The sequence below is a fragment of the Streptomyces sp. NBC_00887 genome, from assembly GCF_045207585.1.
This window is the reverse complement of sequence record NZ_CP108788.1, coordinates 4848808-4872952: the sequence shown is the minus strand read 5'-3', so window position 1 is coordinate 4872952 and position 24145 is coordinate 4848808. Positions and strand designations below refer to the sequence as shown.

General features: G+C 70.5%; 27 protein-coding genes. 18 read left to right on the top strand and 9 right to left on the bottom strand.

What is annotated here, in order from left to right; all coding sequences use genetic code 11:
- Positions 1 to 208 precede the first annotated feature (208 nt).
- Both OG844_RS22055 and OG844_RS22050 read left to right on the top strand, forming a co-directional pair.
- On the top strand, positions 209 to 778 hold the full coding sequence (locus tag OG844_RS22055; protein WP_406392498.1) for a dihydrofolate reductase family protein: 570 nt from the start codon (positions 209 to 211) through the stop codon (positions 776 to 778).
- A gap of 84 nt (positions 779 to 862) precedes the next feature.
- Entirely contained in the window at positions 863 to 1099 is a 237-nt protein-coding gene (locus tag OG844_RS22050; RefSeq protein ID WP_406392496.1) for a DUF2283 domain-containing protein, read from the top strand.
- An 89-nt stretch (positions 1100 to 1188) separates the two neighbouring features.
- On the opposite strand, the gene OG844_RS22045 is transcribed toward OG844_RS22050, so the two are convergent.
- Positions 1189 to 2136 carry a zinc-binding alcohol dehydrogenase family protein gene (locus tag OG844_RS22045; RefSeq protein ID WP_406392494.1) on the bottom strand — a complete coding sequence of 316 codons (948 nt, stop codon included), beginning with the start codon at positions 2134 to 2136 and terminating at the stop codon, positions 1189 to 1191.
- A gap of 73 nt (positions 2137 to 2209) precedes the next feature.
- Here OG844_RS22045 and OG844_RS22040 point away from each other — a divergent pair, with 73 nt between their 5' ends.
- A complete protein-coding gene (locus tag OG844_RS22040) occupies positions 2210 to 2701 on the top strand; it encodes a MarR family winged helix-turn-helix transcriptional regulator (protein ID WP_406392493.1) in 492 nt (163 codons plus the stop codon).
- Positions 2702 to 2768: 67 nt separating this feature from the next.
- Here the strand turns inward: OG844_RS22040 and OG844_RS22035 are convergent, their stop codons facing one another.
- The gene (locus OG844_RS22035) at positions 2769 to 3245 is read right to left on the bottom strand and encodes a hypothetical protein (protein WP_406392492.1); all 477 of its coding nucleotides are present in this window, start codon (positions 3243 to 3245) and stop codon (positions 2769 to 2771) included.
- 26 nt (positions 3246 to 3271) lie between these two features.
- On the opposite strand from OG844_RS22035, the gene OG844_RS22030 reads away from it, so the two are divergent.
- A complete protein-coding gene (locus OG844_RS22030) occupies positions 3272 to 3529 on the top strand; it encodes a hypothetical protein (RefSeq protein WP_406392491.1) in 258 nt (85 codons plus the stop codon).
- A gap of 158 nt (positions 3530 to 3687) precedes the next feature.
- Positions 3688 to 4290, top strand: a complete 603-nt coding sequence (locus OG844_RS22025; RefSeq protein ID WP_406392489.1) for a hypothetical protein — start codon at positions 3688 to 3690, stop codon at positions 4288 to 4290.
- Here the strand turns inward: OG844_RS22025 and OG844_RS22020 are convergent.
- The 3 genes from OG844_RS22020 to OG844_RS22010 all read right to left on the bottom strand — a co-directional run bounded on the left by OG844_RS22020 (position 4280) and on the right by OG844_RS22010 (position 6419).
- Positions 4280 to 4744, bottom strand: a complete 465-nt coding sequence (locus OG844_RS22020) for a PIN domain-containing protein (protein WP_406392488.1) — start codon at positions 4742 to 4744, stop codon at positions 4280 to 4282. The two genes, OG844_RS22025 and OG844_RS22020, sit on opposite strands and share 11 nt — an antisense overlap.
- Complete coding sequence (locus OG844_RS22015) at positions 4720 to 5049, bottom strand: hypothetical protein (RefSeq protein WP_406392486.1); 330 nt, start codon at positions 5047 to 5049, stop codon at positions 4720 to 4722. The genes OG844_RS22020 and OG844_RS22015 overlap by 25 nt, the downstream gene beginning before the upstream one ends.
- Before the next feature lie 104 nt (positions 5050 to 5153).
- Positions 5154 to 6419, bottom strand: a complete 1266-nt coding sequence (locus OG844_RS22010) for a benzoate/H(+) symporter BenE family transporter (protein ID WP_406392484.1) — start codon at positions 6417 to 6419, stop codon at positions 5154 to 5156.
- Positions 6420 to 6580: 161 nt separating this feature from the next.
- Here OG844_RS22010 and OG844_RS22005 point away from each other — a divergent pair, with 161 nt between their 5' ends.
- From OG844_RS22005 to OG844_RS21980, 6 genes are all read left to right on the top strand, one after another.
- Complete coding sequence (locus tag OG844_RS22005) at positions 6581 to 6910, top strand: hypothetical protein (RefSeq protein ID WP_406392483.1); 330 nt, start codon at positions 6581 to 6583, stop codon at positions 6908 to 6910.
- A 177-nt stretch (positions 6911 to 7087) separates the two neighbouring features.
- Entirely contained in the window at positions 7088 to 7486 is a 399-nt protein-coding gene (locus OG844_RS22000) for a hypothetical protein (protein ID WP_406392481.1), read from the top strand.
- Between the two features lie 81 nt (positions 7487 to 7567).
- On the top strand, positions 7568 to 9232 hold the full coding sequence (locus OG844_RS21995; protein WP_406392479.1) for a Hint domain-containing protein: 1665 nt from the start codon (positions 7568 to 7570) through the stop codon (positions 9230 to 9232).
- A complete protein-coding gene (locus OG844_RS21990) occupies positions 9229 to 10122 on the top strand; it encodes a hypothetical protein (RefSeq protein WP_406392477.1) in 894 nt (297 codons plus the stop codon). Before OG844_RS21995 ends, OG844_RS21990 begins: the two co-directional genes overlap by 4 nt.
- Before the next feature lie 77 nt (positions 10123 to 10199).
- Positions 10200 to 11393, top strand: a complete 1194-nt coding sequence (locus OG844_RS21985) for a hypothetical protein (protein ID WP_406392475.1) — start codon at positions 10200 to 10202, stop codon at positions 11391 to 11393.
- Positions 11394 to 11517: 124 nt separating this feature from the next.
- Positions 11518 to 12300 carry a hypothetical protein gene (locus tag OG844_RS21980; protein ID WP_406392473.1) on the top strand — a complete coding sequence of 261 codons (783 nt, stop codon included), beginning with the start codon at positions 11518 to 11520 and terminating at the stop codon, positions 12298 to 12300.
- Positions 12301 to 12323: 23 nt separating this feature from the next.
- Here the strand turns inward: OG844_RS21980 and OG844_RS21975 are convergent, their stop codons facing one another.
- Together OG844_RS21975 and OG844_RS21970 are read right to left on the bottom strand one after the other, a co-directional pair.
- Complete coding sequence (locus tag OG844_RS21975; protein WP_406392471.1) at positions 12324 to 13418, bottom strand: hypothetical protein; 1095 nt, start codon at positions 13416 to 13418, stop codon at positions 12324 to 12326.
- 135 nt (positions 13419 to 13553) lie between these two features.
- On the bottom strand, positions 13554 to 13922 hold the full coding sequence (locus OG844_RS21970) for a DUF192 domain-containing protein (protein ID WP_406392470.1): 369 nt from the start codon (positions 13920 to 13922) through the stop codon (positions 13554 to 13556).
- A gap of 105 nt (positions 13923 to 14027) precedes the next feature.
- On the opposite strand from OG844_RS21970, the gene OG844_RS21965 reads away from it, so the two are divergent.
- The 3 genes from OG844_RS21965 (at position 14028) to OG844_RS21955 (ending at position 16258) form a co-directional block, all read left to right on the top strand.
- Positions 14028 to 14819, top strand: a complete 792-nt coding sequence (locus tag OG844_RS21965; protein ID WP_406392468.1) for a prepilin peptidase — start codon at positions 14028 to 14030, stop codon at positions 14817 to 14819.
- Positions 14820 to 14880: 61 nt separating this feature from the next.
- On the top strand, positions 14881 to 15678 hold the full coding sequence (locus OG844_RS21960; protein ID WP_406392466.1) for a class I SAM-dependent methyltransferase: 798 nt from the start codon (positions 14881 to 14883) through the stop codon (positions 15676 to 15678).
- Positions 15679 to 15802: 124 nt separating this feature from the next.
- Positions 15803 to 16258, top strand: coding sequence for a hypothetical protein (locus OG844_RS21955; protein WP_406392465.1), 456 nt, complete (start codon positions 15803 to 15805; stop codon positions 16256 to 16258).
- Positions 16259 to 16279: 21 nt separating this feature from the next.
- On the opposite strand, the gene OG844_RS21950 is transcribed toward OG844_RS21955, so the two are convergent.
- Positions 16280 to 17479 (bottom strand): winged helix DNA-binding domain-containing protein, encoded by a 1200-nt coding sequence (locus OG844_RS21950; RefSeq protein ID WP_406392464.1) that lies wholly within the window; start codon positions 17477 to 17479, stop codon positions 16280 to 16282.
- 286 nt (positions 17480 to 17765) lie between these two features.
- Positions 17766 to 18803, bottom strand: coding sequence for an L-glyceraldehyde 3-phosphate reductase (gene mgrA, locus OG844_RS21945; RefSeq protein WP_406392463.1), 1038 nt, complete (start codon positions 18801 to 18803; stop codon positions 17766 to 17768).
- Positions 18804 to 19010: 207 nt separating this feature from the next.
- Between mgrA and OG844_RS21940 the strand changes: the two genes are divergently transcribed.
- The 4 genes from OG844_RS21940 (at position 19011) to OG844_RS21925 (ending at position 24129) form a co-directional block, all read left to right on the top strand.
- Positions 19011 to 19772, top strand: coding sequence for an isoprenyl transferase (locus tag OG844_RS21940; protein WP_351167499.1), 762 nt, complete (start codon positions 19011 to 19013; stop codon positions 19770 to 19772).
- Between the two features lie 400 nt (positions 19773 to 20172).
- A complete protein-coding gene (locus OG844_RS21935) occupies positions 20173 to 21495 on the top strand; it encodes a PhoH family protein (protein WP_329207844.1) in 1323 nt (440 codons plus the stop codon).
- Positions 21496 to 21884: 389 nt separating this feature from the next.
- Positions 21885 to 22586, top strand: a complete 702-nt coding sequence (locus OG844_RS21930; protein ID WP_385616873.1) for a transglycosylase SLT domain-containing protein — start codon at positions 21885 to 21887, stop codon at positions 22584 to 22586.
- Between the two features lie 133 nt (positions 22587 to 22719).
- Complete coding sequence (locus OG844_RS21925) at positions 22720 to 24129, top strand: AI-2E family transporter (protein ID WP_406392462.1); 1410 nt, start codon at positions 22720 to 22722, stop codon at positions 24127 to 24129.
- Positions 24130 to 24145 lie beyond the last annotated feature (16 nt).

The following is a 24145-nucleotide window of genomic DNA, read 5'->3' as shown; positions in this document are numbered from 1 at the left end:
GAAGCTCCTGGTGGCCGGGGTGGCAGCCAAGGCCACCCGCCGACGACCAGGGGCTTCGTCGTACCTGCCCCGGGACCGTCTTCAGCCTGTGGATGCCGGATGCTGTCTGCTGGTGGGGCGATGCGGCCCGTGGGATCCCGCGAGCCGCGATGAGTCCTGGGGTGTTCGGCGGTCATACTGTCGAACCCGTCCCCCAGGAGGACTTCTCATGCGCAGAGTGACCTATTCGATGGGCATCTCACTCGACGGTTACATCGTCGGGCCGGACGGCGGCTTCGACTGGACGGCGCCCGACGAGGAAGTCTTCCGCTTCTGGATCGACGAGATTCGGGACGTCGGCGTCCACCTGCTGGGGCGAAAGCTGTACGAGACGATGCTGTACTGGGAGACCGCTGACCAGGATGCATCGCTCAGCGATGCGGATCGCGAGTGGACCGCGCTCTGGAACCCGCTCCCCAAGGTGGTGTTCTCCACGACGCTGTCGGCGGTGCAGGGCAAGGCCCGCCTGGCCTCCGGCGGCCTGGCGGAGGAGATCGAGCGGTTGCGAGCCGAGCCGGTGGAGGGCGACATCGCGATCGGCGGCGCGACCCTCGCCGCCGAGGCGGCCGCGTCGGGTCTGATCGACGAGTACCGGGCCATGGTCTACCCGGTGCTGGTCGGCGGCGGCATTCCGTTCTTTCCCCGGAGCGAGCGCCGGGTGGATCTCGAACTCATGGAGACCCGCCCCTTCGGCAATGGAGTCGTCTACCTCCGCCACCGCGTGGCGCGCCAGGGCTAGTCCTGGCGACCTTAGACGTCAGTACGCTCTCCGGAAGGTCAGGGCCTGGCACTACAGGTCGGGGAACAGTGGGGAAGGTCGGCGATGCGGGTCGAGTACGACGCAGTGGCGAACATGGCATACATCTACCTTGTCGACCGAATCGCTCCCGGAGAGGCCGTCCGGCAGGTACCTGCCGAGGACGACACGGCGATACTCGACTACGACTCACACGGACGACTCCTGGGCATCGAGCTGTTCAGTGCCGGACGCCGGTTGCATCCGGAGCTGTTGGCCGGCGCAGAGAGGATCGACCGTGAGCCGCGTCCGCCAAGCACGTGATTTGTTGAGCGAGTCATGAGAGTCGAGTCGATCTGACGGATGCCCAGTGGGACCGGCTTGAGTTGCCTGTGCGTTGGCGTCCGTGCGTGTCAGGCGACGCGGATGATGCTCTTGCCGAGGGTGGTGCCGTCGGCGAGCTGTTGGACGGCGGTGGCCAGGTCCGCCAGGTCGTACTCGGCGGTGATGTCCACGCGCACCTGGCCCTCGGCGACGAGGTCGAGTGCGCGGCGGGCGCTGTCGACGAGTCGCTCGGGGTGCGTCTGGCTGAGCAGGTTGCTGTTGTAGGTCACGAGCGACCTGCCCTGCATGAGGAGGTCATTGGCATCGGCCAGGACGGGGTCGAAGGTGCTGAGGTTGCCGTAGGCGGCCAGTCGGCCGTGCGCTGCGAGCTGTGCAAGGTTGGTGCGGCGGGTCGGGCCGCCGACCGGGTCGAGGATCACGTCGAATTGCTCGTTGCCGAGCTCGGCCGGGAACTCCTCGCGCAGCAGAAGTTGGTGGTAGCCGAACTGAGCGGCGTAGTCGGCTCTTGCCGCGTTGCCGACGACGCCCACGATCCGGGCTGCCCCGGCCAACGCGGCGAACTGTGCGGCGAGTGTGCCGACTCCGCCGGCGGCGGCATGGACCAGCACGCTCTCGCCGGGCCGCACACGGGTGGCCGTATGGATCAGGTCGTAGGCGGTCGGAGTGCCCCAGCCGACACCTGCGGCCGACCGCAGAGAGATTTCGCCGACGTCCAGCGTGAGTACGGACGGTGCGACGACCACCTCGGCGTGGGCGCCTCCCGTGACCAGCGTGGTGACGGGCCGGCCCACGCGGTTTGCGTCGACGCCTTCGCCGACCGCGGTGATGTGTCCGGATGCCTCGAAGCCTGGGATGAAGGGACGGGGCACGGGGAAGTGGCCGGCCCGGACCATGGTGTCCCCCCACTGGACCCCGGCGTAGGCGACGCGGATGGCGACTTCGCCGGGGCCGGGGGTGGGCTCGTCGAGTTCGGTGACCCGGTACTGGTCATCGGTGTCGAGGATGACTGCCTTCACGGTTACAGCTCCTTGCGTTGACTCAGTATCCTTATACGTGAACCGTAGGTATATAAGGTTCCTTAGTCAACCCATGAATCTGTCATTGGAGTGGGAGCGCATGGCGGACACCCCGGTCGAGGAGTACCTCTGCACCCGGATCCGGCGGGCGGAGCAGGCGCTGATGGCGCACCACGAGGCGGTGCTGCGCACCCACGGGCTCGCCATGACGCAGTACACCGTGCTGCTGGCGCTCTCCCGTGAGGGCGGCATGTCCGGTGCGCAGCTGGCCCGCTCCTGCGGGGTGACGCAGCAGAGCATGGGCAGCGTGCTGGCCAACATGGAGACCAAGGGCCTCATTCGCCGGGAAGCGTCGCCGGTGCACGCCAAGGTGCAGATCGCCACCCTGACCGACGACGGCCAGGTGCTACTGGACCGCGCCTATCAGGAGGTGGTCATCCTTGAGCGCACCCTCACTGACTCGTTCTCACCTGCCGACCACGCTGCGCTGTGTGAACTCCTGGAGCGCGCTACCGCCATCCTGGCCCAGCAGACGCGTCGGGCGGGCGTCCAGTCGGCCGACTGAGCTTCCGCGCCGCGTCCGCGGCGAAGGCCTGGACCGCTCGTAGGGCCAGGCATCCGAGACCCGCGGCTCAGCGCTTCACCGGCTCATGACCGGGGCGCAGGCCGTTCACCATGAGGTCCAGGAGGTGCTCGGCCGTGTCCACCGGTACCTGCTCGCGCATCCAGGCGGCGGCGTTCATCAGTGCGTGCACGTCTGCCGCCGCGACGTCGTCGCGGACCGCGCCCGCCTCGTGGGCAGTGTGCAGCAGGGCCTCCGTGATCGCGGCCATCCGCCCGCACGCTTCGTGCAGCTCCGAGGCCTCGTCGTCGAGGCTCTCCATCAGGAGTGCGGCAAGCCCCCGGTACGCCGCCGCGTGGACGGCGACGGCCCCCATCCACCCAGCGAGCGCCTCAAGCGCCGAACCCTGTCGAGGCAGCTGATCGCCGAACCCGAACAGCGCCTTGTGCCGTTCGCGCAGCAGGGGCGCCGCCTGCGCGGCCGCCCTGCTGGCCGAATCCTCGGGCTCGGGCCGGAGTTTCGTACTGACCGGCCCCGAAGCGCTCACGATGGCCGAGATCGCCGGCGCTCACGATGGCCGAGACTGCCGGGCAGCTCTCCAGTGCCCTCGCCAAGCCTGTCGACGTGGTCGGCCTCAACAGCGACTGCATGGCGGCGAGGCTCCGGGCGCAGGGTGTGCCGGCACAGTTCGCCCTCGACGTCGCCCACCTCTGGGCAGACCTGGCCACCGGCTCCCTGGCCGCGACGACGCCCGAGGTCAAGAACCTGACCGGCCGCGAACCGCGCACCTTCGCCGAGTTCCTGGCGGCGAACCGGGCCGCCTTCGGCTGAGTGCGAGCCCGGAAGTCGTGACCCGCGGTTCCGGATTGGGCCGGGAGATGGGTCCCTGGGCCTACGCGCCGGGCCTGGGCGGCTGAATATTCTCGCCGGAGAGCCGGTTGGCCGGCGCCGAAGCGAAGTGTTCACGCTGCGATGGGGTGAGGCGTTCCATGGGTGCCGGTTTCTTCCACTCGTACCACCTGGGCTGGACCCGGGTGGATGCCGGGACGCTGCTCGGCGATCTCGAAGCGGCGGGGCTCCGGCCGGCCCATCCGGTCACCGGGCGCATCGTGCTCGACAGTCAGGACCCCGCATCGCCGGTGTCCGGCGGGACCCGGTCGCCGGTCTCCAGGGAGCAACTGCTCTCCATCGCCGGGCTGGAGCGACTGGACGGGATCGGTGTGCGGCTGTGGGTGAGCCATGATCTGGACGTCCTGATGCGCATCCGCCGGGCGGGACCGGGAGTGGCCGTGGCCGAGTTCGCCCTCGGAGGGCTGCCTGCGGAGGAGCTGGAGAAGACCGTGCGGGCGATCAGGCTGACGGTCGGGCGGGCGTCCGTGCTGTGCATCGGCTTCGTCGTCGACCGCGAGGGTGCGACCGCGGGGACGGACTGGGACGGTGTGGTCGTCGACGGTACGGCCGGTCTCGACGGGTGGCCCGACGCCCTTGCCGTACGGGAGGACATCGCGTCCGGGCACCCGCAGCTGGCGGTCCTGGAGTCGGTGGAGCAGTCGCCGTGGCGGGTTTTCGGGGACGCGGCCCTCAGCGTGTGACGTGGTCCCGCGGCGAAGCCTGCGATGACTCCACGGCTCGGACGCCGACCGCGCGCACACGGTCGCCGCAGAGTTTGTTGATGTCGTCCACGTCCGAAGTGACGACGATCCGCGGTCCTGCGTGATCCAGGGCGGTCGCTGCCACCACGAAGTCGATGGCGTACTTGTGGCCGTGGAGGTTTGCGTTGCGGAGCAGATCGATGGCCCGCCACGTGATTCCCTCCGTGACGGGCAGTACTTCGAGGCGGGACACATGCCGGCGGAAGCGATCCATGCGGACCTTCGAATGCCAGGCTTCGATCAGCGTCAGATTGCTGACGGCGACGAGGGCGTCCTTGGACTGGGCGGTGCGAATCAGTCCGACGACCCGCGGGTCGTTGTCGATGAACTTGTTCAGGCCCTCTGAGTCGAGCAGAACGATGCCCTGACTCAGCCGGCCCTGCGCCCGTCCCACTCGGTCTCCCCCTCCTGCGTCGAGGCGGAGTGTTCCTGTGCGGACAACCCTTCCGCCTCGCGGAAGATCTCCGCTGCCCAGTCCTGGATCTCCTCGGTCGGAGGGCCGATCTCTGTCTCCTTGGCCCGGAGTAGTTCCTCCAGCAGGTCACGCTGTATCTGCCGCTCGACGGCCGCGCTGACGTAGGCAGAGAACCCTCGTGCGCCGACGCGCGCCTTCACGGCCGCGATCCGGCCGGCCGGCATGGAGACGCTGACCTTCTGGGCGGGGCCGTCGTCGGTGCCGTGCTCCGCGGGATTGTCCATGGATCGACGGTAGCAATGTGTGTAGCAATTGACTCGCAGGGTTCGGCAGGTCCACCCGGTGCGGACCATGCCCGGCCGGCTCCCTCGGCAACCCGTGCCGCCGGTCACCGTCGACGAACGAGCCTGCCGTTCAGGACGAGGTGCGCCGTCATGCCGAGGACGAGCCCCCAGAACGCCGAGCCGATGCCGAACAGGCTGACTCCGGAGGCCGTGGCCAGGAATGTGACCAGGGCGGCTTCCCGGTCCTTGTCCTCCTTGACAGCACCCGTCAGGCCCGCGGACAGCGCGCCGAAGAGGGCGACGCCTGCGAGAGCGGCGACGAGTTCCTCGGGCAGGCCCGCGAAGAACGCCACAAGGGTGGAGCCGAAAGCGCCGACCACCAGATAGAACGCACCGCAGGCGACCCCGGCGACGTAGCGCCGCCGGGGGTCGTGATGCGCCTCGGGCCCCGTACAGATCGCGGCGGTGATGGCGGCGAGGTTCACGGCGTGGGAGCCGAAGGGGGCGAGCACGGCGGAGACCAGTCCGGTGGAGCCGACCAGGAGACGGTCGTCGGGGCGGTAGCCGGAGGCGGACAGCACGGCGACTCCGGGGGCGTTCTGCGAGGCGAGCGTGGCCAGGGTCAGGGGGACGGCGATACCGATCAGCGAGGCGACGGAGAAGCTGGGCGCGGTGAACACCGGCTGCACCAGGCCGACATGGTCGAGGCGGATGTGCAGGCGTGAGGTGGCCGCGCTGCACAGGACGCCGGCGACGAGGGCGATGAGCACGGCGTACCGGGGGAGCAGGCGCCTGCCCAGCAGGTAGGCCAGCAGGACCGAGCCGGCGATGAGCGGGGTGCCTTCCAGTGAGGTGAACACACCGGTGCCGAAGGAGAAGAGGATGCCCGCGAGCATGGCGGAGACGACCGCGCCGGGCACCATCCGCATCAGCCGTCCGAAGACCCCGGTCAGTCCGATCAGGGCGATCACGACACCGGAGGCCACGAAGGCGCCGATCACGTCTCCGTACGCGTACGAGCCGATGCTGGTGACCAGGAGCGCGGCACCCGGGGTGGACCAGGCGGTGACGACCGGCATGCGGGTGCGCAGGCTGAGGGCGATGCAGGTGAGGCCGCTGCCTATCGAGATCGCCCAGATCCAGGAGCCGGTGCGGGCGGCGTCCAGGTGCGCGGCGTGGGCGGCGGACAGCACGATGACCAGCGGACCGGAGTAGGAGACGATGACCGCGACGAGCCCGGCGAGGACCGCCGGGAGCGAGAGGTCGCGGACGAGCCGGGGGTGTGGCGCGTGCCCGGAAGGATCGGAGGACTCGGGAGGACCGTTGCCCTCCGTCCATTCGTCTGGCGCCGGTGTCGAAGGACGGGGCATCGCTGTGGCGCCTCTCCGCTCTGGGGGGCTCGTAGGCGTACGAACCGTAGGGATTTACGAACCCTTACACGAACGGATGCGGTCGACAGGCCGGTTCCGGCCCGCGAGACGGACGTCTGCGATGTCCGGGCAGGGAGACGAAAGAGACGAGGGCCACCTCCATGGGTGTCGACGCAGTGCTGAAGCGGGTGGACCGGCCCGGCACCAGTCCCAGGGGGCGCCGGCTGACCCAGGTCGACGTGTTCGTGGACGACGCGGACACGTTCGCCCGGATCTGCGACGGGAGCGCCCTGTCGATGCTGTCCCGGGTCGACCTCTACGGAACGCTTGTTCTGACCGCCGCCGAGATGGAGCAGCTGCTCACCGAGCTCGACGGCGCCCGCAGCGGCACCACCGGGGCGGCGCAGCGAGCGGCCCTGGAAGAGGTCGGACGCCTGGCCCGGATCTGCCGGGACGACCCCTCCACGGAACTCCACCTGGAGGGCGACTGACCGCCCGGGCTGCGGTCGCAGAGCGCGGGATTCCGGCCCGGTGTGCCGAGTTGGGTCCGTGGGCCCAAGACGGGCGACCGCCCGGAAAATAGCGTCGTCGCGGCAGATGATCGACGCCCGTCCCGGCGCGCCCCTCACGGCGCCGGGCCGGGCCGCAACCGGAAGGTGACGACGGATATGCCCACGGCTGAGCAACTGACCCTGACCGACGAGGAGTCCCGGCTCCTCCAGCAGGGCCTGATCGAGTGGAGCGGCCCCGCACGCTGCACGGAGGAGTTCGCCGTGGCCATGGGCTTCGACGGTACGGAGGATCTGAACCGCCGGGGTCTGCGGATCCGAAGAGCCCTCGCCGAGAGGGAGGCTCTGGATCCGTTGGACTGGGCGCGGGCGCTGCTGGCGACGGAGCTCGCCTTCGCCAGCGATGTGGTCGGCTCGGGCTACGAGTGGTCGACCACGACCGGCTGGCCCGACGACACCACGGTGCGCGTCCTGCGCTCGACCCAGCTGAAACTGATCCGTACCGTGGCTCCGCTGGTCGGCCGGGGCCTCGGGACCCGGGCCGAGGCGGAGCGGTAGGGCCACCGGCCGAACCGCGTCCGCAGAGTTGGGTCCGTGGGCCCAAGACGGTTGCGGTGTGCGGTAGTTAGCGTCGAATGCATGCCAGTTCTGGGGGTATTGCGTCGTCGGTTGCGCCGTTGGTCGCGGGGGTTCGTGCCGCGTACGGATGTACGTCTTGCGGGTCTGCGTCGGTCGCAGCGGGGTCAGGGCGCGATCGAGTACGTCGGCCTGGTCGTTGTGGTCGTGGCCATTGTGGGCGCGTTGTCGGCGACGGGGATGGGTCCTCAGCTGGCGGAGCGGTTCGGTACGGCGGTCTGTCAGGTGACCGGTGGCGGCAACTGTGGTGGTGGTGACGGTACCGAGGCCCAGGGCGGCGAATCGGGTTCACCGGGCGACAGGTCTCCGGCGTCGGACGACGGTTCCCCCAAGACGCAGACCCAGATCGATTATGACGCTGCGTTGAAGGACCTCCAGGATGCGCAGAAGGAGGAGAAGACCAATTCCGACAAGGCTGTCGAGGCGGCCAAGGAGCTTGCGAAGATCCTTGCTGAGGAGTTGGGGATCACGGATGCGCTGGACTGTGTCACCAAGGGGGACATGGGTGCGTGCACCGAGACGTTGATCAATGTGTTGCTGAGTCTTGTGGGTGGTGCGGTCGGGAAGCTTGCGGCGAAGTACGGGGCGCCGTGGAAGTGGAAGAAGGCCGTTGAGCTGATCAAGAAGCTCAAGAAGCACGGTGGGGATCTGTATGACGGGCTGACGGGTCTGATCAAGAACCGTAAGAAGGTTCAGGACGCGGAGAAGAAGCTCGCCGACGCGAAGAAGAAGCTCGACGCGGAGAAGAAGGACCCGCCGAAGAAGGACGACAAGCCCGACGACAAGCCGACCACCTGCCCGGTGAGCCACAGCTTCCCGCCCGGGACCCCGGTCCTGGTCGCCGACGGCAGGCGCGTGCCGATCGAGTCGCTGCGGACGGGGGACGAGGTCGTCGCCACCGACCCGGTTCGCGGCCTCTCCGAGGTGCGCAGGGTGACGGAGACCTTCACCACGTACGACGACAAGGAGTTCACCCGGCTGAGCACCTCCGCCGGTCAGGTCACGGCCACCGACACGCACCCGTTCTGGCTCACCGGCCGGCAGCGGTGGGTGGACGCCGGCGACATCGTGACCGGGGACCGGCTGCGGCTGCCCGGCGGTGCTTCCCTCCTGGTGACCGGCGTCTCCCGGTACACCGAGCAGCAGACCACGCACGACCTGTCGGTCGAGGGAATCCACGCGTACTACGTCGGCATCGGCACCGCCAGCGCGCTCGTGCACAACAACGACTGCGAATTCGAGACGGACCCGAGCGTCAAGGGCCCCGCAGCCGGTAAGAAGCTCAAGCCGCCGCACCGCCGTCACACCGTCGCAGGGGCAAGGAACGGCGAGGTGAAGCCGAAGAACACCGTCATCCTCAAGGGAAATGAGGCGGACATCCAGAACGACATCAAGGGGATCGCGGAAGGCAAGGCGAAGCTCGTCGACAACGGCAGCGCCTACGAGATCAACGGCCGCAGGTACGGGGTCGAGGAGAACGGCCGGACCTTCCCGATCTCCGGCAAGGGCCTCGTGGAACTCGACAGGCACGAGTACGCGGCCCTCAAGGAGATCGCCAAGGCGGGAGGAAGGACCGATTCACCCGCTTTGACAAGGAACCCCCGATTCGCCAACCATCCCGAAGTGGTCGAGAAGGCCAAGAAGGTCTACGACGGGACCTATTCATGACTGTGCTCTACAACTTCCTCTCGGTGCACCGGCCGGAACCGCAGACCATCGCGGCGGCGCTGGCCGGTGCGATCGGTCTGCCGGTGGCGGACACGGACGTGGCGGACGAGGACGACGAGCAGACGTACGACCGCAACTGGGACGCTCCGGTGCTGTGCACCTACCGGGGCGTCGGCGGGGACGTGGCGCTCTCCTGGGACGTCTCGGTATCGGACGCGGTGACGTCCCCGCCCGACGAGTCGGAGGCGGCCCTGCGGCTGGCACTGCGCCTCGGTACGACCGTGCTGTACCCCGCACAGGAGCAGGCACCGTCGGCGTACTGGGCGGCCGGCCCGGACGGGACGGTCACCCGGGCGCGGGTGCTGGAGACGGACGGCGAGGGGGACGGGGAGCCCCCGGCCCTCGTGGTCGACGCGGTCGAGGCATCCATGGCGCAGCTACCGACCGCACGTGTCGACGTGCTGACCGAGATCCTGCGGGGGGAGAAGCTCTGCACCCCGGTCGCCGATGGTTTCGCGGACACCACGGACCCGGGGCGCACCGCCCCCGCGGAGAGCCCCGTGAACCGTGCGCGCGAGGCGCTGCTGCTCTGGGAGCGGCTGGTACGCCGCATCGCGGCCGACTGGGGGCCGACCGGGCGCTACCCGTTCGACCTGTACGCCGAGGACCTCGGCACCCGCGACCGCCTGGAGGAGCTGATCGAGGCGGCCTCGGGCGAGGAGCGGGAGCTGCTGGCCCGAGCCGTCGCGGCGCTCGACGACGTGTTCCGCGGACACACGGAGGGCGACGGCGGCGCGCTGCTCGGACGTCTCACCCGGTCGGGTACGGCGGTCGCCGAGCGCGGCTGGTGGTGGTGCCGCCGCCCGGCCCGGCTGCCCTGGGACGGCTGAGGACGCGAGCCGGCGGGGAGGCGGCCCGGGCACCGGCGATTGGGAACAGGGCGGGCGCCCTGCCCATAATCGGCCGCATGCACGACAACCTGACCAGCGACCGGCCGCCGGTGCCGCCTCCGTACCGGCACGCCGTCCGCCGCCGCGCCGCGGCGGCGTTCAAGGCCGCAGCCCCGGCCCTCGGGGCCTACGCGGTCGTACGGGTCATCGGGCTCGTCGTCTTCTGGGGCGCCGCCTCCCTTGCGGGCAAGGACGCGCTGAAGCTGCTCGGCGGTCGCTGGGACTCCGTCTGGTACCAGCGGATCGCCGAGCACGGTTACCGCTACACCGTCACCCTTCCCGACGGCAGCATCCACTCCGACCTGGCCTTCTTCCCGCTCCTGCCGGCACTGGAACGCGCCGTCGCCGAAGTGACCCCGCTCACCGTCCGGGGAGCGGGGATCACGGTCGCCTGGGCCGCGGGGCTGCTGGCCGCCTGGGGGATCTTCGCCGTAGGGGCGCGACTGCACGGGCGGCGGACCGGGGTGGTGCTCGCGGCGCTGTGGGGCGCGTATCCCACCGCGTTCGTGCAGTCGATGGCGTACACCGAGACGCTCTTCACCGCGCTCGCCGCCTGGGCGCTGTACGCCGTGCTCAGGGACCGCTGGATCGTGGCGGGCGGACTGTGCGTCCTGGCAGGGCTGACCCGGCCCTCGGCGGCCGCGCTCGTGGCCGCCCTGGGGGTCACGGCCCTGGCCGTCCTCGTACAGGAGTACCGGGCGGGTGGCCGGGAGGGCCTCCTGCGAAGGAATGCACGCATGCTGGCGGGCGTCTGCCTCGCACCGCTGGGCTGGCTCGCGTACGTGGTGTTCGTCGCCGTGCGGGAGGACAGCCCGTTCGCGTACTTCGAGGTCCAGGCGGCCTGGGGCAACAGCATCGACGGAGGCCGGGCGCTGGCCTCCTTCATCGTCGGCCTGCCGCTGCCCGCCGCGCTCGGGCTGTGCGCGGCGCTCGGGCTGCTGGGATGGCTGGTCGTCCTGTGCGTACGGCAGCGGCAGCCGCTCCCCGTCCTCGTGTACGGGATCGCCGTCGTCGTCATCTCGCTCATCGGCTCCGGGTACTTCGGGTCCCGGCCGCGCCTGATGATGCCGGCGTTCCCGCTGCTCCTGCCGCCCGCCGTCGCGTTGCTGAGGCTGCGTACGACGGCCCGTACGGCCACGGCCGTCGGCGTGCTCGCCCTGGCCTCGGCCGCCTACGGGGCGTGGACGCTGCTCGGCTCGGGACCGCCCTGACCACGGCGGTGTCCACCGCCTCCGGTTCCCGGTCCGCCCTTGGGCCCACGGGCCCACGCGCCCGCGACCGCCCGGTTGTTAGCGTGCAGACTCCGGGTGCACTGTCGGTCAGGAGCGTTGAACGATGAAGGTACGGACGACTGTCATGGCGGCCACAGCGACCGTCCTGTGTCTCACGGCTGTCGCGTGCGGGCCGGGCGACAGCGCGGACGAGGGCGGGCGCAAGGACAGCGGGAAGGCCACCGGCCAGGCGAGCGGGAAGGCGAGCACCTCTCCCGCTCCGGGTTCCGACACCGGATCCGCTCCCGGACCCGAGCCCACCAGCAACGGCAAGACGCTCACGGAGGCAGAGCTCACCGAGGTGGCCCTGGTGAACGGCGAGCTGCCGGACTACGACTTCGCCAAGATGCCGGGCGGCGACGAACGCGGTACCGAGCAGACCGAGGACGCGGCCTGCCGGCCGATCGCCTCGATCATCAACGGATCGCCCGAACCCGCCCCCGCCGCCACCGTCTTCCGTACGGCCATGGACGTCTCCGAAGAGGGCCAGGACGACCAGACGGTCGTCACCGAGATCCTCACCTCGCACGCGGCCGGTGAGGCGGAGCAGCTGCTGAGCTCGGTCCGCGACGCGGTGAAGGCCTGCGCGGGCGGCTTCCGGACGACGAGTGACGACGGACCGTCCACGTACACAGAGGTCAAGGCACTGCCCGCGCCCAAGGCGGGGCAGGAGTCGCTCGCCTACCAGGTGACGGGCAGCATCGAGGGGGAAGGCGTGCCTCTGGTCTTCCAGCTCGTACGGACCGGGTCGACGGTCGTCACCTTCTACGCCGCCAACTTCACGTCGGCCAGGACACCCGAGGTACCGGCCGCACTCGTCACCGCACAGGCGGCCAAGCTCCCCTGAGCCCCGGAGGGCGAAGGGCCGCGTCAGCGCAGCACCGCCATCCCCAGCGCCGCGAACAGGGCCACCAGGACCAGTGAGGCGGCGGCGATCGCGGCGACGTTGCGGACGCGTTCCTTCGTCGGGCGGGACGTGACCTCGATACCCGTGTGGGACGGGAAGGCGTAGTAGTCGCGGTGCGGGTCCGCGTGGACACGGACGTGGGCCAGCGGGAGGCGGCGGAGGGTCGCACGGCGGGCGACCTCGTCCTTCCGCAGCGCCATGAGCGGGTCGATCAGGGTCCGGTCGGCCTCGTCCAGGTCGTCCGGGAGTTCGTCGGCCGCGCCGCGCAGCACGGTCTCCTGCCACCGGCCCGCGTTCCCGGTCGTGCGTCTCAGGTCCAGTCTGCCGAGCCGCCGCTCCTTCTCCCGGCGGGGGCTCCGGTTGATGTAGCCCTCGGTCCACACCGTGAAACGGCCGGTGCCCTCGCACTCCTGGTGGACGACGCGCTTGGTGCCCTCGCAGGTACCGCACTGCACGGAGCCCGTCTTCTTGCAGTCGGTGCAGTCCAGTTGGCGCCGGCCTCCGCACTTGGGGCAGGCCACCTTCGAGGTCCGGCAGCGCGTGCAGAGGACCCGGTGCGCCGAGGGGGCCGCGGCGCCCGGGTGCGCGGGCCTGCCGACGCGTCGGCGCCCCGTGCCCTCGCACTCCCAGCAGGCGTCCGGGCCGCCCTGGCAGACGGGGCAGTCGACGAACCGGGGGCAGTCGCGGACGCCGCGCCCGCCGCACGCCCCGCAGGAGTTCGTCCCGTCCTTGCACTTCTCGCACCGCTCCTCACCGAGCGACCCCCGGCGCACCAGTCGCAAGGCGTCGTGCCGCTCCGGATCGTCCGGTGGGGCGACCCGGTAGGACTCGATGTCGGTGTACGTCGGCCGGCCGGCCAGTTCCTCGCGGCGGCTGCCGGGCTCCCGCACCGGGCGCTCGCCGCGCTCCTCGACGGACCGGACGATGCGGAAGTCCAGCAGGACCTGCCAGGTGACGGCGGCGGCACCGGGATCGGCCAGGCGCGCGGAGACTCCGCGGCGGCCTGCGTACGCCTCCACCGCCTCGAGTATCTCCGCGTCGGACGGTACTCGGGCCACGGCCGCTCCCCCCTGTCGACGACCAGACGCTCAGGGTAGGAGTGGTCCGCATGCCCGGCAAGGTCGTCACAGCGGGGTGCGGCAAGGGAGTCCGGCAGAACGCCCCCGAGCCCTCCCGCGGAACGCCCCGCCCGACTACGGCTGCGTGGCGCTCACCTGGACCCGCGCGCCCGGCCGCAGCCCCCACTTCTCCATCGCGCCCGCCTCCGACTCCACCACATGGCGGGCGCGCGGCCGGGGCAGGCCGAGACGGCCCGGCTTCATCGTGCGGACCGCCAGGACGTTGAACTTCCGGTCCAGATAGGCCACATCGATCGTGAACCGCATCCGGAAGGTGTGCACACTCCCGCACGGCGTGATCAGGAGGGCCCCGTCGACTCCCTCCACACCCAACAGCCCCCGCATCCGCGCCCGGTAGGACGCCGCGATCCGCAGCGGCACCTCCTGCGTCCGCGCACCCGTACCGACCGTCAGCGTTCCGCCGCCATTGCGCCATTTCCCCATGGGCACCGACCGTAGCGGCCGGAGTCCCGATCTGGGTCCGGATCGGTCACCGGTGGGCCCCAGGGCCCAAGACCCCTGCGGTGCCGCCGGATTAGGGTCGGCGTCGTGGACGCCACACTGATTGCGGTCGCCGCCCTCTGGGGCGCCACCACCGGACTGCTCCTCCCGCGCGCCGCCTACCGGTTCTCCGTCGAGCCGGAGGAACCCTGGCGGGTCGAGTGCCCGGCCGGGCACGCACTCACCGGACCGGGCCGCGGCTGGCTCGGCTCGACCCGGTGCGCGACCTGCGCCGTGGCCGTCCCCTCGCTCCCGGCAGGCGCGGCCGCGCAGGCCGCACCGCCGGCCGGACGGCACCGCTACGCCCCCGCGGTCCTCGCCCCCCTCGTCACCGTCCTCGCGTGCGTCGCCCTCGCCGCCGCCACCGGCCCCCGGCCGGAGCTCGCCGTCTGGCTGCTGCTGGCCCCCGTCACCGTGCTCCTCGCCGTCATCGACCGCCGGGTCCACCGGCTGCCCGACCGGCTGACGCTGCCGCTGGCCGGCGCCGCCGCCCTGCTCCTGGGGGCCGTGTCCCTGCTGCCCGAGCACGCCGGTTCCTGGACCTCGGCCCTGCTCGGCGGAGCGGCGCTCGGCGGCTTCTACTTCCTGCTGTTCCTGATCAACCCGAACGGCATGGGCTTCGGCGATGTGAAGCTGGCCCTGGCCCTGGGCGTCGCGCTCGGCTGGTACGGGTGGGCGGTGCTGTTCGCGGGAGGCTTCGCCGGGTTCCTGCTCGGGGCGCTGTACGGCCTCGGCCTGATGCTCCTGCGACGGGCCGGCCGCAAGACGGGCATCCCGTTCGGCCCGTTCATGATCGCGGGCGCGCTGCTGGGGCTGCTGTTCGGCGGACTGGCCGCCTGACCGGGCCCGGCCCCACCGAATCTCGGTCGCGTACGCCGCACCCGGCTGCCACGATTCCCGTATGAGTGACCAGCCCCCGGCCCCCGGGTCCCCGACCTCCGACGCACGTTTCGACGCCCTGGTGGCCGAAGCCGCCGCCGTGTCCGTCGACGGCTGGGACTTCTCCTGGCTCGACGGCAGGGCCACCGAGGAACGCCCCTCGTGGGGGTACGCACGGGCCATGGCGGACCGGCTGGGGCGGGCCCGGGCCGCGCTCGACATCCAGACCGGAGGCGGGGAGGTCCTCGCCTCCGCACCCGAACTGCCGCCGCTCACCGTGGCCACCGAGTCCTGGCCCCCGAACATCGCCCGCGCCACCACCCTGCTGCACCCGCGCGGAGCCGTCGTCGTCGCGGATGCGGACGAGCCGCCGTTGCCCTTCGGAGACCACGCCTTCGACCTGGTGGTCAGCAGGCACCCGGTGACCACGTGGTGGGACGAGATCGCCCGGGTACTGACACCCGGTGGCACGTACTTCTCGCAACAGGTGGGCCCCGCAAGCGTCTTCGAGCTCGTCGAGTACTTCCTCGGCCCGCAGCCCCCCGAGGTCCGCGGCGGCCGTGACCCCCTGCGGGCGCGGGCCGACGCCGAGGCTGCGGGGCTCGACGTGGCCGACCTGCGCGTGGAGCGGCTGCGCACCGAGTTCTTCGACATCGGCGCCGTCGTCTACTTCCTGCGGAAGGTGATCTGGATGGTGCCGGGATTCACCGTGGAGGCGTATCTGCCCCAACTGCGCTCCCTGCACCGGCTCATCGAGACCGAGGGGCCCTTCGTGGCGTACAGCGCCCGGTTCCTGATCGAGGCCCGTAAGCCGAGGTAGCGCCGACGGGCATACGCTGAAGACGGTTTCCCGGGCCGCCGGACGCAACGGCAGCACCCGCTCCTCCGTCCTACCCATGGGTAGTGCGACCCTGGTGGTTGAGCGCACAGCGAAGGAGCAGGTCATGACGGTGGGAAGGGATTCGCCCGGCGAAGAGATCCGCCAACCCGGCGGCCGGCCGCGCCACGGCAACGCCGACTGGCTCACGGGCGCGCGGATCACCGCGGTCCACGGTCTGTTCTACCGCCCCGAAGGGCGCGCCGGAGAGCCGGAAGCCGTCGGATTCCTCCTCGACGGCGGTCAGTCGGTCCTCATGACCTGTTCCTCCGACTGGACGCTGCGGATCACCTCGGGCACCTGGCCCGGACTTCCCGACTGGTGCGTGCCCGCAGGGCAGTGGCAGTTCGCGCCGCTGTGCCAGCTGCCCCCGCCGCCGTACGGAGGAGCCTGGACGGTCCTCGGAACCCAGGAGCGCCGGGACGAGCACGGCGAGGTGCACGAGGCCGTCATCCGGTGCGAGAACGGCGACTTCGTGGTCATCGGCGGGGACACGGTCGCGATCCGCTTCGTCCACCGCTGAGCTGCCGCGACGCGGGGCCCTCTACGCGTGGGGGCCCACCGTCACCTTGCCCACCGTCAGCTCGGGCCTGCCCTCCAGCACGGCGCCCACCCGCTCCACCTGCTCCTCCAGCGCCCGAAGGTGTGCGGCGCCGAGGACGGACAGCGGCTCCACCGTCACGGCGATCCGCTTCCCCGACCGGCGCTGGTGCCAGACACCGGCCACCGTGCCGTCCACGAGCAGCACCGGGAAGTTGCCCGCCTGCCCGCCCGCGAGCGCGCGCTCGTACGCCGCGCCGGGGAAGAGCCGCTCACGGGGGAAGGAGGCGATGGTGAACGCGTCGAAGTAGGGGAGCAGACGCACGCCGCGCGCAGGGGCCGCCGGGAAGTCGGTGTCGCCCGCCGTCACCCAGGCGGTCCCGCTGTCCTCGAAGGCCACCTCCTCGATCGTGCCGTCCCCGGCCAGGGTGTCGAAGAGCTGTCCGGCCCAGCCGCGCGGCGCGGCGAGCCACCGGGCGAAACGGGCGGGGGTGGCGGGACCGTACGCGTACAGGTAGCGCTGTACGAGCAGGGCCAGCGCCTCGGGTCCGGGCAGCGGCACGTGGCCGGGGTTGGTGTACGTGGCCCTGCGTCCCCGGTTCGGGGCGTAGCACAGGGCGCCCCGGTGACCGGCCAGGTGCAGTACCTGACGCCAGCGCGGCCACATGTCCTGGAACCCGGGCATTACCAGGTCCCCGGCCCAGGGCCCGGTGCGGGCCACGACCTCCTCGGAGAGCTCGTCGACCGTCAGTTCGGCACCGGTCAGCGCGTCGGACACCGCTGTCACGACGGCCTCGACCTGGTCCGGCGTCATCCTGGCGCCCTTCGGGAACGGACTCGCGCCGGTCGGTACGGCGGAGAGGGCCCCGGTCCAGAGCGGGAGGTCGCCGGCGGGCAGCAGGTGCACCGTGCCGCGCGGTCCGAACGTCTTGACGAGGGTCCGGTCGGTCCACAGCGCCGTGCGCACATCGGCCCGGGTCAGCTTCGCCGTACGCAGGCCCACCGAGAGTTCGGCGGCGGACAGCACCTGGGCGTGCGCGCCGAGCATGGCGGCGACGGCTTCCGCGGGTGAGGAGAACGGTGCGGGTAAGGAGGAAGGGGTGCCCGGGGAGCGGCCGGTGCCCTCGGTCAGCGACTGCCGGGCCAGCCGACGGGCGTTCGCCTCGGGCCAGGTCACGGTCACGGTGCGGGCGCGTGTCGTCATGGACCGAACCTAGGACGTCAACAGGACAGTTCCGGTCCTGTACGGCTGGGGCGCGGAGCTCTCGGTGGGCCGGAACCTGTGCCCACAGCGAAGTGGGACGAACTCGGAGAGTAATTATGGAGTGGCGTGGCACGCAGCATCACTTACGAAGGGTTATGGTGGAAACCCCCCCTCGGGCCGGTCCGTAACCCCCCCCACGGACCGGCCCGTTTTTTTGTGGCCGGGCTGTGTGGCCCCTGTGGCTCCTGTGCAGAAGCGGTACCGGCGCCGTCCCCGGACCGGCTCCTCAGCCCCGGTTGGCCCAGATGTTGGTGCTCGCGGTGTCCACCGCGAAGGTGTCGATCTCCTTCAGTTCTGCCGCGGAGAGCGCCGGTGCGCCGAGCGCTGCCACGTTCTCCTCCAGCTGCTTCACACTCGACGCGCCGATGAGGGCCGACGTCATGCGGCTGTCCCGCAGCACCCAGTTCAGCGCCAGCTGGGCGAGGGACTGGCCGCGGCGCACGGCGATGTCGTTCAGCCCGCGCAGGCGGCGCACCATCTCGTCGGAGAGAAGGCCCGGGTCCAGGGACTTGCCCTGCGAGGCGCGCGACCCCTCCGGGATGCCCTTGAGGTACTTGCCCGTGAGCAGCCCCTGGGCGAGCGGCGCGAAGGAGATGCAGCCCATGCCGGCCGACTCCAGCGTGTCGAGCAGCCCGTCGGCCTCCACCCAGCGGTTCACCATCGAGTAGGACGGCTGGTGGATCAGGGCGGGCACGCCCATCTCCCGAAGCAGACGGGCCGCCTCGGCGGTCTGTGCGGCGTTGTACGAGGAGACGCCCGCGTACAGCGCCTTGCCCCGGCGTACGGCGGAGGCGAGCGCCCCCATCGTCTCCTCGAGCGGTGTGTCGGGGTCGAAGCGGTGGGAGTAGAAGATGTCGACGTGGTCGAGCCCCATACGCTTCAGCGAGGCGTCGAGCGAGGACAGCAGGTACTTGCGGGAACCCCACTCCCCGTACGGGCCCGGGTGCATCTCGTAACCGGCCTTGGTGGAGATGATCAGCTCGTCCCGGTACGGGGCGAAGTCCTGCCGGAAGAGCTTGCCGAAGTTGAGTTCGGCGGAGCCGGGCGGCGGACCGTAGTTGTTGGCCAGGTCGAAGTGGGTCACGCCCAGGTCGAAGGCGCGGCGGAGGATGGCCCGCTGGGAGCCGAGGCTGCGGTCGTCGCCGAAGTTGTGCCACAGGCCCAGCGAGACGGCGGGGAGCTTGAGCCCGCTGCGGCCCGTGCGGCGGTACTCCATGGAGTCGTAGCGCGACTCGGCGGCGATATGGGGGAGGGAATCAGTCACGTTTCTCTCCCTATCACGGACTTGTGACCGACCGGGTTGGGCCCTTACCACTCGTGCGCAGTAATGTGGCGGCTTCGGGAAATGCCGATGCGCGGCGCGAGAGTGTGATGTGCGGACTGCGCGGGATTCCCTCCGGGGACCGCCCCGGACCCCCGGCGACGGGGAGGACGGGTCGTCGGCCCGTACGGAACCGAGAGGGTGAACTCAGTGAACTTGCGCGACCTGGTGTACGGGCTCTACGCACGCCGGGTGGAAGGCCGCCTGGATCACGCGCAGGTGCCCAAGCACATCGGAGTCATCCTCGACGGCAACCGGCGCTGGGCGAAGGCCTCGGGCGGTTCTGCGGTGCAGGGGCACCAGGCGGGCGCGGACAAGATCTCCGAGCTGCTCGGCTGGTGCAGTGAGACCGAGGTCGAGGTCGTCACGCTCTGGCTGCTCTCCACGGACAACTTCGACCGGCCCGAGGCGGAGCTCATCCCGCTGCTCGGCATCATCGAGAACACCGTGCGCAACCTGGCGGCCGACGGGCGGTGGCGTGTCCACCACGTCGGCACGCTCGACCTGCTGCCGGCGCGGACCCAGACCGTCCTCAAGGAGGCGGAGGAGGCCACCGCCGGTATCGACGGGATAATCGTCAATGTCGCGGTCGGCTACGGCGGACGCCAGGAGATCGCGGACGCCGTGCGGTCCCTGCTGCTGGACCACTCCGCCAAGGGCACGACCTTCGAGGAGCTCGCGGAGGTCGTCTCCACGGACCTCATCTCCGAGCACCTCTACACCCGTGGACAGCCCGACCCGGACCTGGTGATCCGGACCAGTGGCGAGCAGCGCCTGTCCGGCTTCATGCTCTGGCAGAGCGCCCATTCGGAGTACTACTTCTGCGAGGTGTTCTGGCCGGCCTTCCGCAAGGTCGACTTCCTCCGCGCCCTGCGCGACTACGCGGCCCGCCACCGCCGCTACGGCACCTGACACCCCCTGAGCCACGGGCGCCCGTGCGGCACATCGGGCCCGTTGGCGTACCCCCGGACGGAGTTCGGGGAGATTGAGGACAAAAGCGGCTGCCGGCTCCCGGTTGAACCCGGACCGTGCCTGGTCCACCCCGCGCGCATGGCTTCGCGTGTTCGAGGGAATACCCCTCTCAGGTCGATATCCAGTCACAACCAGGCGGATGTCGCAGCCAAGTGAGCGGAGCCCAGTCCGCTCGCCCGGGAGGCCCTTTGCACACGAAGGACCGCACATCGTGCGGCCGACGCGGAGGGCCGGTGTTCGGCCCGCGCCAGGGGTCCGAACCCGGTCCGTCCTCTCCCTTCGGGAAGTTCCGCGACGTCCGTCGCACTCCCCGACCTCGTCCGAGGGGGTACGTCCTTCCGTGGTGACCAGCACTAAGCGCCGCATGCCCGACAGGCGCACCTATGTTCTCGACACCAGCGTCCTGCTGGCCGACCCCAACGCCATGGCCCGCTTCGACGAGCACGAAGTAGTGCTGCCGATCGTCGTGGTCACGGAGCTGGAGGCCAAACGGCACCACCCCGAACTCGGGTACTTCGCCCGGCAGGCCCTGCGCCTGCTGGACGACTTCCGCGTCCGGTACGGCCGGCTGGATGCCCCGATCCCCCTCGGGGATCTGGGCGGGACGCTCCGCGTCGAACTCAACCATTCCGACCCCGGTGTACTGCCCGCCGGCTACCGGTTGGGGGACAACGACTCACGGATTCTCGCGGTAGCGCGCAATCTGCAGGCCGAGGGGTACGACGTCACCGTCGTCTCCAAGGACCTGCCGCTCAGGATCAAGGCGTCGTCGGTCGGCCTCCTGGCCGAGGAGTACCGCGCCGAACTCGCCATCACCGACTCCGGCTGGACAGGGATGTCCGAGCTGTCGCTCTCCGCCGAACAGGTCGATCTGCTGTTCACGGAGGAGACGCTGTACGTCCCGGAGGCGGCCGACTTCCCCGTACATACGGGGCTCGTCCTCCAGTCCGAGCGCGGCAAGGCCCTCGGCAGGGTCACCGCCGAGGGCAACGTGCGCCTCGTGCGCGGCGACCGGGAGGCCTTCGGCATCCACGGCCGCAGCGCCGAGCAGCGCATCGCGCTCGATCTGCTCCTCGACCCGGACGTCGGCATCGTCTCGATGGGAGGCAGGGCGGGCACCGGCAAGTCGGCGCTGGCTCTCTGTGCGGGCCTGGAAGCCGTGCTCGAGCGCAGGCAGCACCAGAAGGTGATGGTCTTCCGGCCGTTGTACGCGGTCGGCGGGCAGGAGCTCGGCTATCTCCCCGGCAGTGAGTCGGAGAAGATGAGCCCTTGGGCGCAGGCCGTCTTCGACACGCTGTCGGCGGTCGCCGGGCGCGAGGTCATCGAAGAGGTGCTGGGGCGCGGGATGCTGGAGATCCTGCCGCTCACCCACATCCGGGGCCGTTCGCTCCACGACGCGTTCGTGATCGTGGACGAGGCGCAGTCGCTCGAACGGAATGTCCTGCTGACCGTGTTGTCCCGTATCGGGACGAATTCCCGCGTGGTGCTCACTCATGACGTGGCCCAGCGGGACAACCTCAGGGTCGGTCGGTACGACGGAGTCGTCGCCGTGGTCGAGAAGCTGAAGGGGCATCCGCTCTTCGCGCACGTCACGCTCACCCGCTCCGAGCGCTCGCAGATCGCCGCACTGGTGACCGAAATGCTGGAGGAAGGCCGGATCTGACACCGGAAGTCCCAAAGATGCCGCCCGGCGAGCGAAGGAGCTTAGCCGGGCGGCATCATGTTGCGCCGTCATTTCCGCAAAACACTTGCTCCAGACGGGGTGTGACCTTTAACACGCAACACAGAATTGCAACGCCCCGTGTCCGTCCGGCAGAGTCTTGCTTCCGTCAGGCCCCGCATACGGCACTCAGGCACCTCCGAAGGCGCCACGCACCACACAACTCAACAGTCGCCGTCCGTATGCCGCCCGCGAGCACCACGCGGCACTTCCGCAAGGAAGTTGCCCACCGGGCCCGTGCCTCCCGTGACCCATGCAGTAGGGAGGCCAGTGTCAAGGGCACGATTGCGCCCGCGAGGTCACCTAAGCGGGCGATGCTGGAAGGACACCATGTGAGCCGGATCTCGGTCCGGGGGTTCGCCGTGGCATCTGCCACCGCGGTCACCACCGTAGGCGCCGTCGTCGGCGTTGCGTCGGGCAGCACTCCCGCTGCTGACGACAACTTCGAGGCTGCCGCAGCCGACACCACGCTGCTCGCAGACATTCCCGCGGGCCAGCAGGCCCAGGTTCAGACCGCTTCCTTGACGCAGCAGGCCGACGCACAGGCCTCCGCTGCCGACGCGGCGGCGAAGAAGTCTGCTGAAGAAACGGCCCGCATCCAGGCCGCCAAGGACGCCAAGTCGAAGAAGCAGGCGGCCGAGGACAAGCTGGAGGAGGAGCGCGAGGCGAAGGCGGAAGCCGACCGCGCGAGCCGCTCCGACGTCCGCGACGCCTCGTCCTTCTCCGCGCAGGGCTCCTACAGCGTGGCCGAAGTCCAGGCGATGGCCCGCCAGATGATGCCGGCCGACCAGTTCCAGTGCTTCAGCAACATCGTGGAGCGCGAGTCGGGCTGGAACTACAAGGCGACCAACCCGTCGTCGGGTGCCTACGGCATCATGCAGGCGCTGCCCGGTTCCAAGATGGCGTCCGCGGGCGCCGACTGGCAGACCAACCCGGCCACCCAGATCAAGTGGGGCCTCAGCTACATGAACAGCGACCGTTACGGCAGCCCGTGTGCCGCCTGGTCGTTCTGGCAGGCCAACCACTGGTACTAGGAACCCCCGCGAGGTTCCGCTCTCAACCTCGTGAAGCCCCGCACCCTCATACGGTGCGGGGCTTCACGCGTGTACGGTCGATCCGAACAGCTCCGGGGGAGTGATGGGAGCAAGCGGGGGAAAGGGAAAGTCCATGTCAACACTTCCGGGGTGGCTCGGGCGTCTGGGCGCCGAACTGACGCAGATCGGGGCACGCCTGGAAGAGCGGCGCGCCGAGGACGAACGGCGGGCCGACGCCGATTCCGTGTCCTCCTCGACCCTCTCCACCGTCGCTGCCTCCACCGCTGCCGCCGCTGCCGCCGAGCAGGTGCCGCGCCCGCCCGCGTACGCCCCCTCCGTGGCCGCCAGGCCCGATCCGGTGGCGGCGATCCCCTGGGGGATGCGCGTCGCGGCCGAGGCCGGCTGGCGGCTTCTGGTACTCGCCGGCACGCTCTGGGTGCTGATGCGGATCATCAGTGCCGTGCAGCTGGTCGTCCTGGCCTTCGTCGCCGCACTGCTCGTGACCGCCATGCTCCAGCCGACCGTCGTGCGACTGAGGCGGCTCGGGCTGCCGCGCGGTCTCGCCACCGCCGTCACCGCCGTACTCGGCTTCGTCGTCATGGGCCTGGTCGGCTGGTTCGTCGTGTGGCAGGTGATGGACAACCTCGACACGCTGTCCGACAGGGTGCGCGACGGCATCGACGAGCTGAAGCGCTGGCTCCTGGACAGCCCGTTCCACGTCACCGAGTCGCAGATCAACGACATCGCGAAGAACCTCAGCGACACCGTCGGCACCAACACCGAGGAGATCACCTCGGCCGGCCTGCAGGGCGTCACCGTGATGGTGGAGGTCCTCACCGGGATACTGCTGGCGATGTTCTCGACGCTCTTCCTGCTGCACGACGGGAAGCGCATCTGGCAGTGGGTGCTCAAGCTGGTACCCGCCCAGGCCCGGCCGGGCGTCGCCGGCGCCGGACCGCGCGCCTGGCGCACGCTGACCGCCTATGTGCGGGGCACGGTGATCGTCGCCCTGATCGACGCGATCTTCATCGGACTCGGGATCTACTTCCTCGATGTGCCGATGGCGGTGCCGCTGGCCGTCTTCATCTTCCTCTTCGCCTTCATCCCGTTGGTCGGCGCCGTGATCTCCGGGGCGCTCGCCGTGGTCGTCGCACTCGTCACCCAGGGCGTGTTCACCGCGCTGATGGTGCTGATCGTCGTGCTGGCCGTGCAGCAGATCGAGGGCCACATCCTGCAGCCGTTCATCCTCGGCCGCGCGGTGCGCGTCCACCCGCTGGCCGTCGTCCTCTCGGTCGCGGCCGGCGGCATGATCGCCGGCATCGGCGGCGCGGTCGTCGCCGTACCGCTGGTCGCCGTGACCAATACCGTGGTCGGCTACCTGCGGGCGTACGGGCGGGAGGACGCGCTGCGCCACTCACCGCAGCCACACGGCGCGACGGCGATCGGGGTGGCGCCGACGGAGGCCCCCGGGGCGCGGCAGGCCCGGGATGTGCCCGCCGACGACGACGGGACGGACACGCAGGACGAGCCCGGGAAGCGGTAGGGCGCACGGACACGTA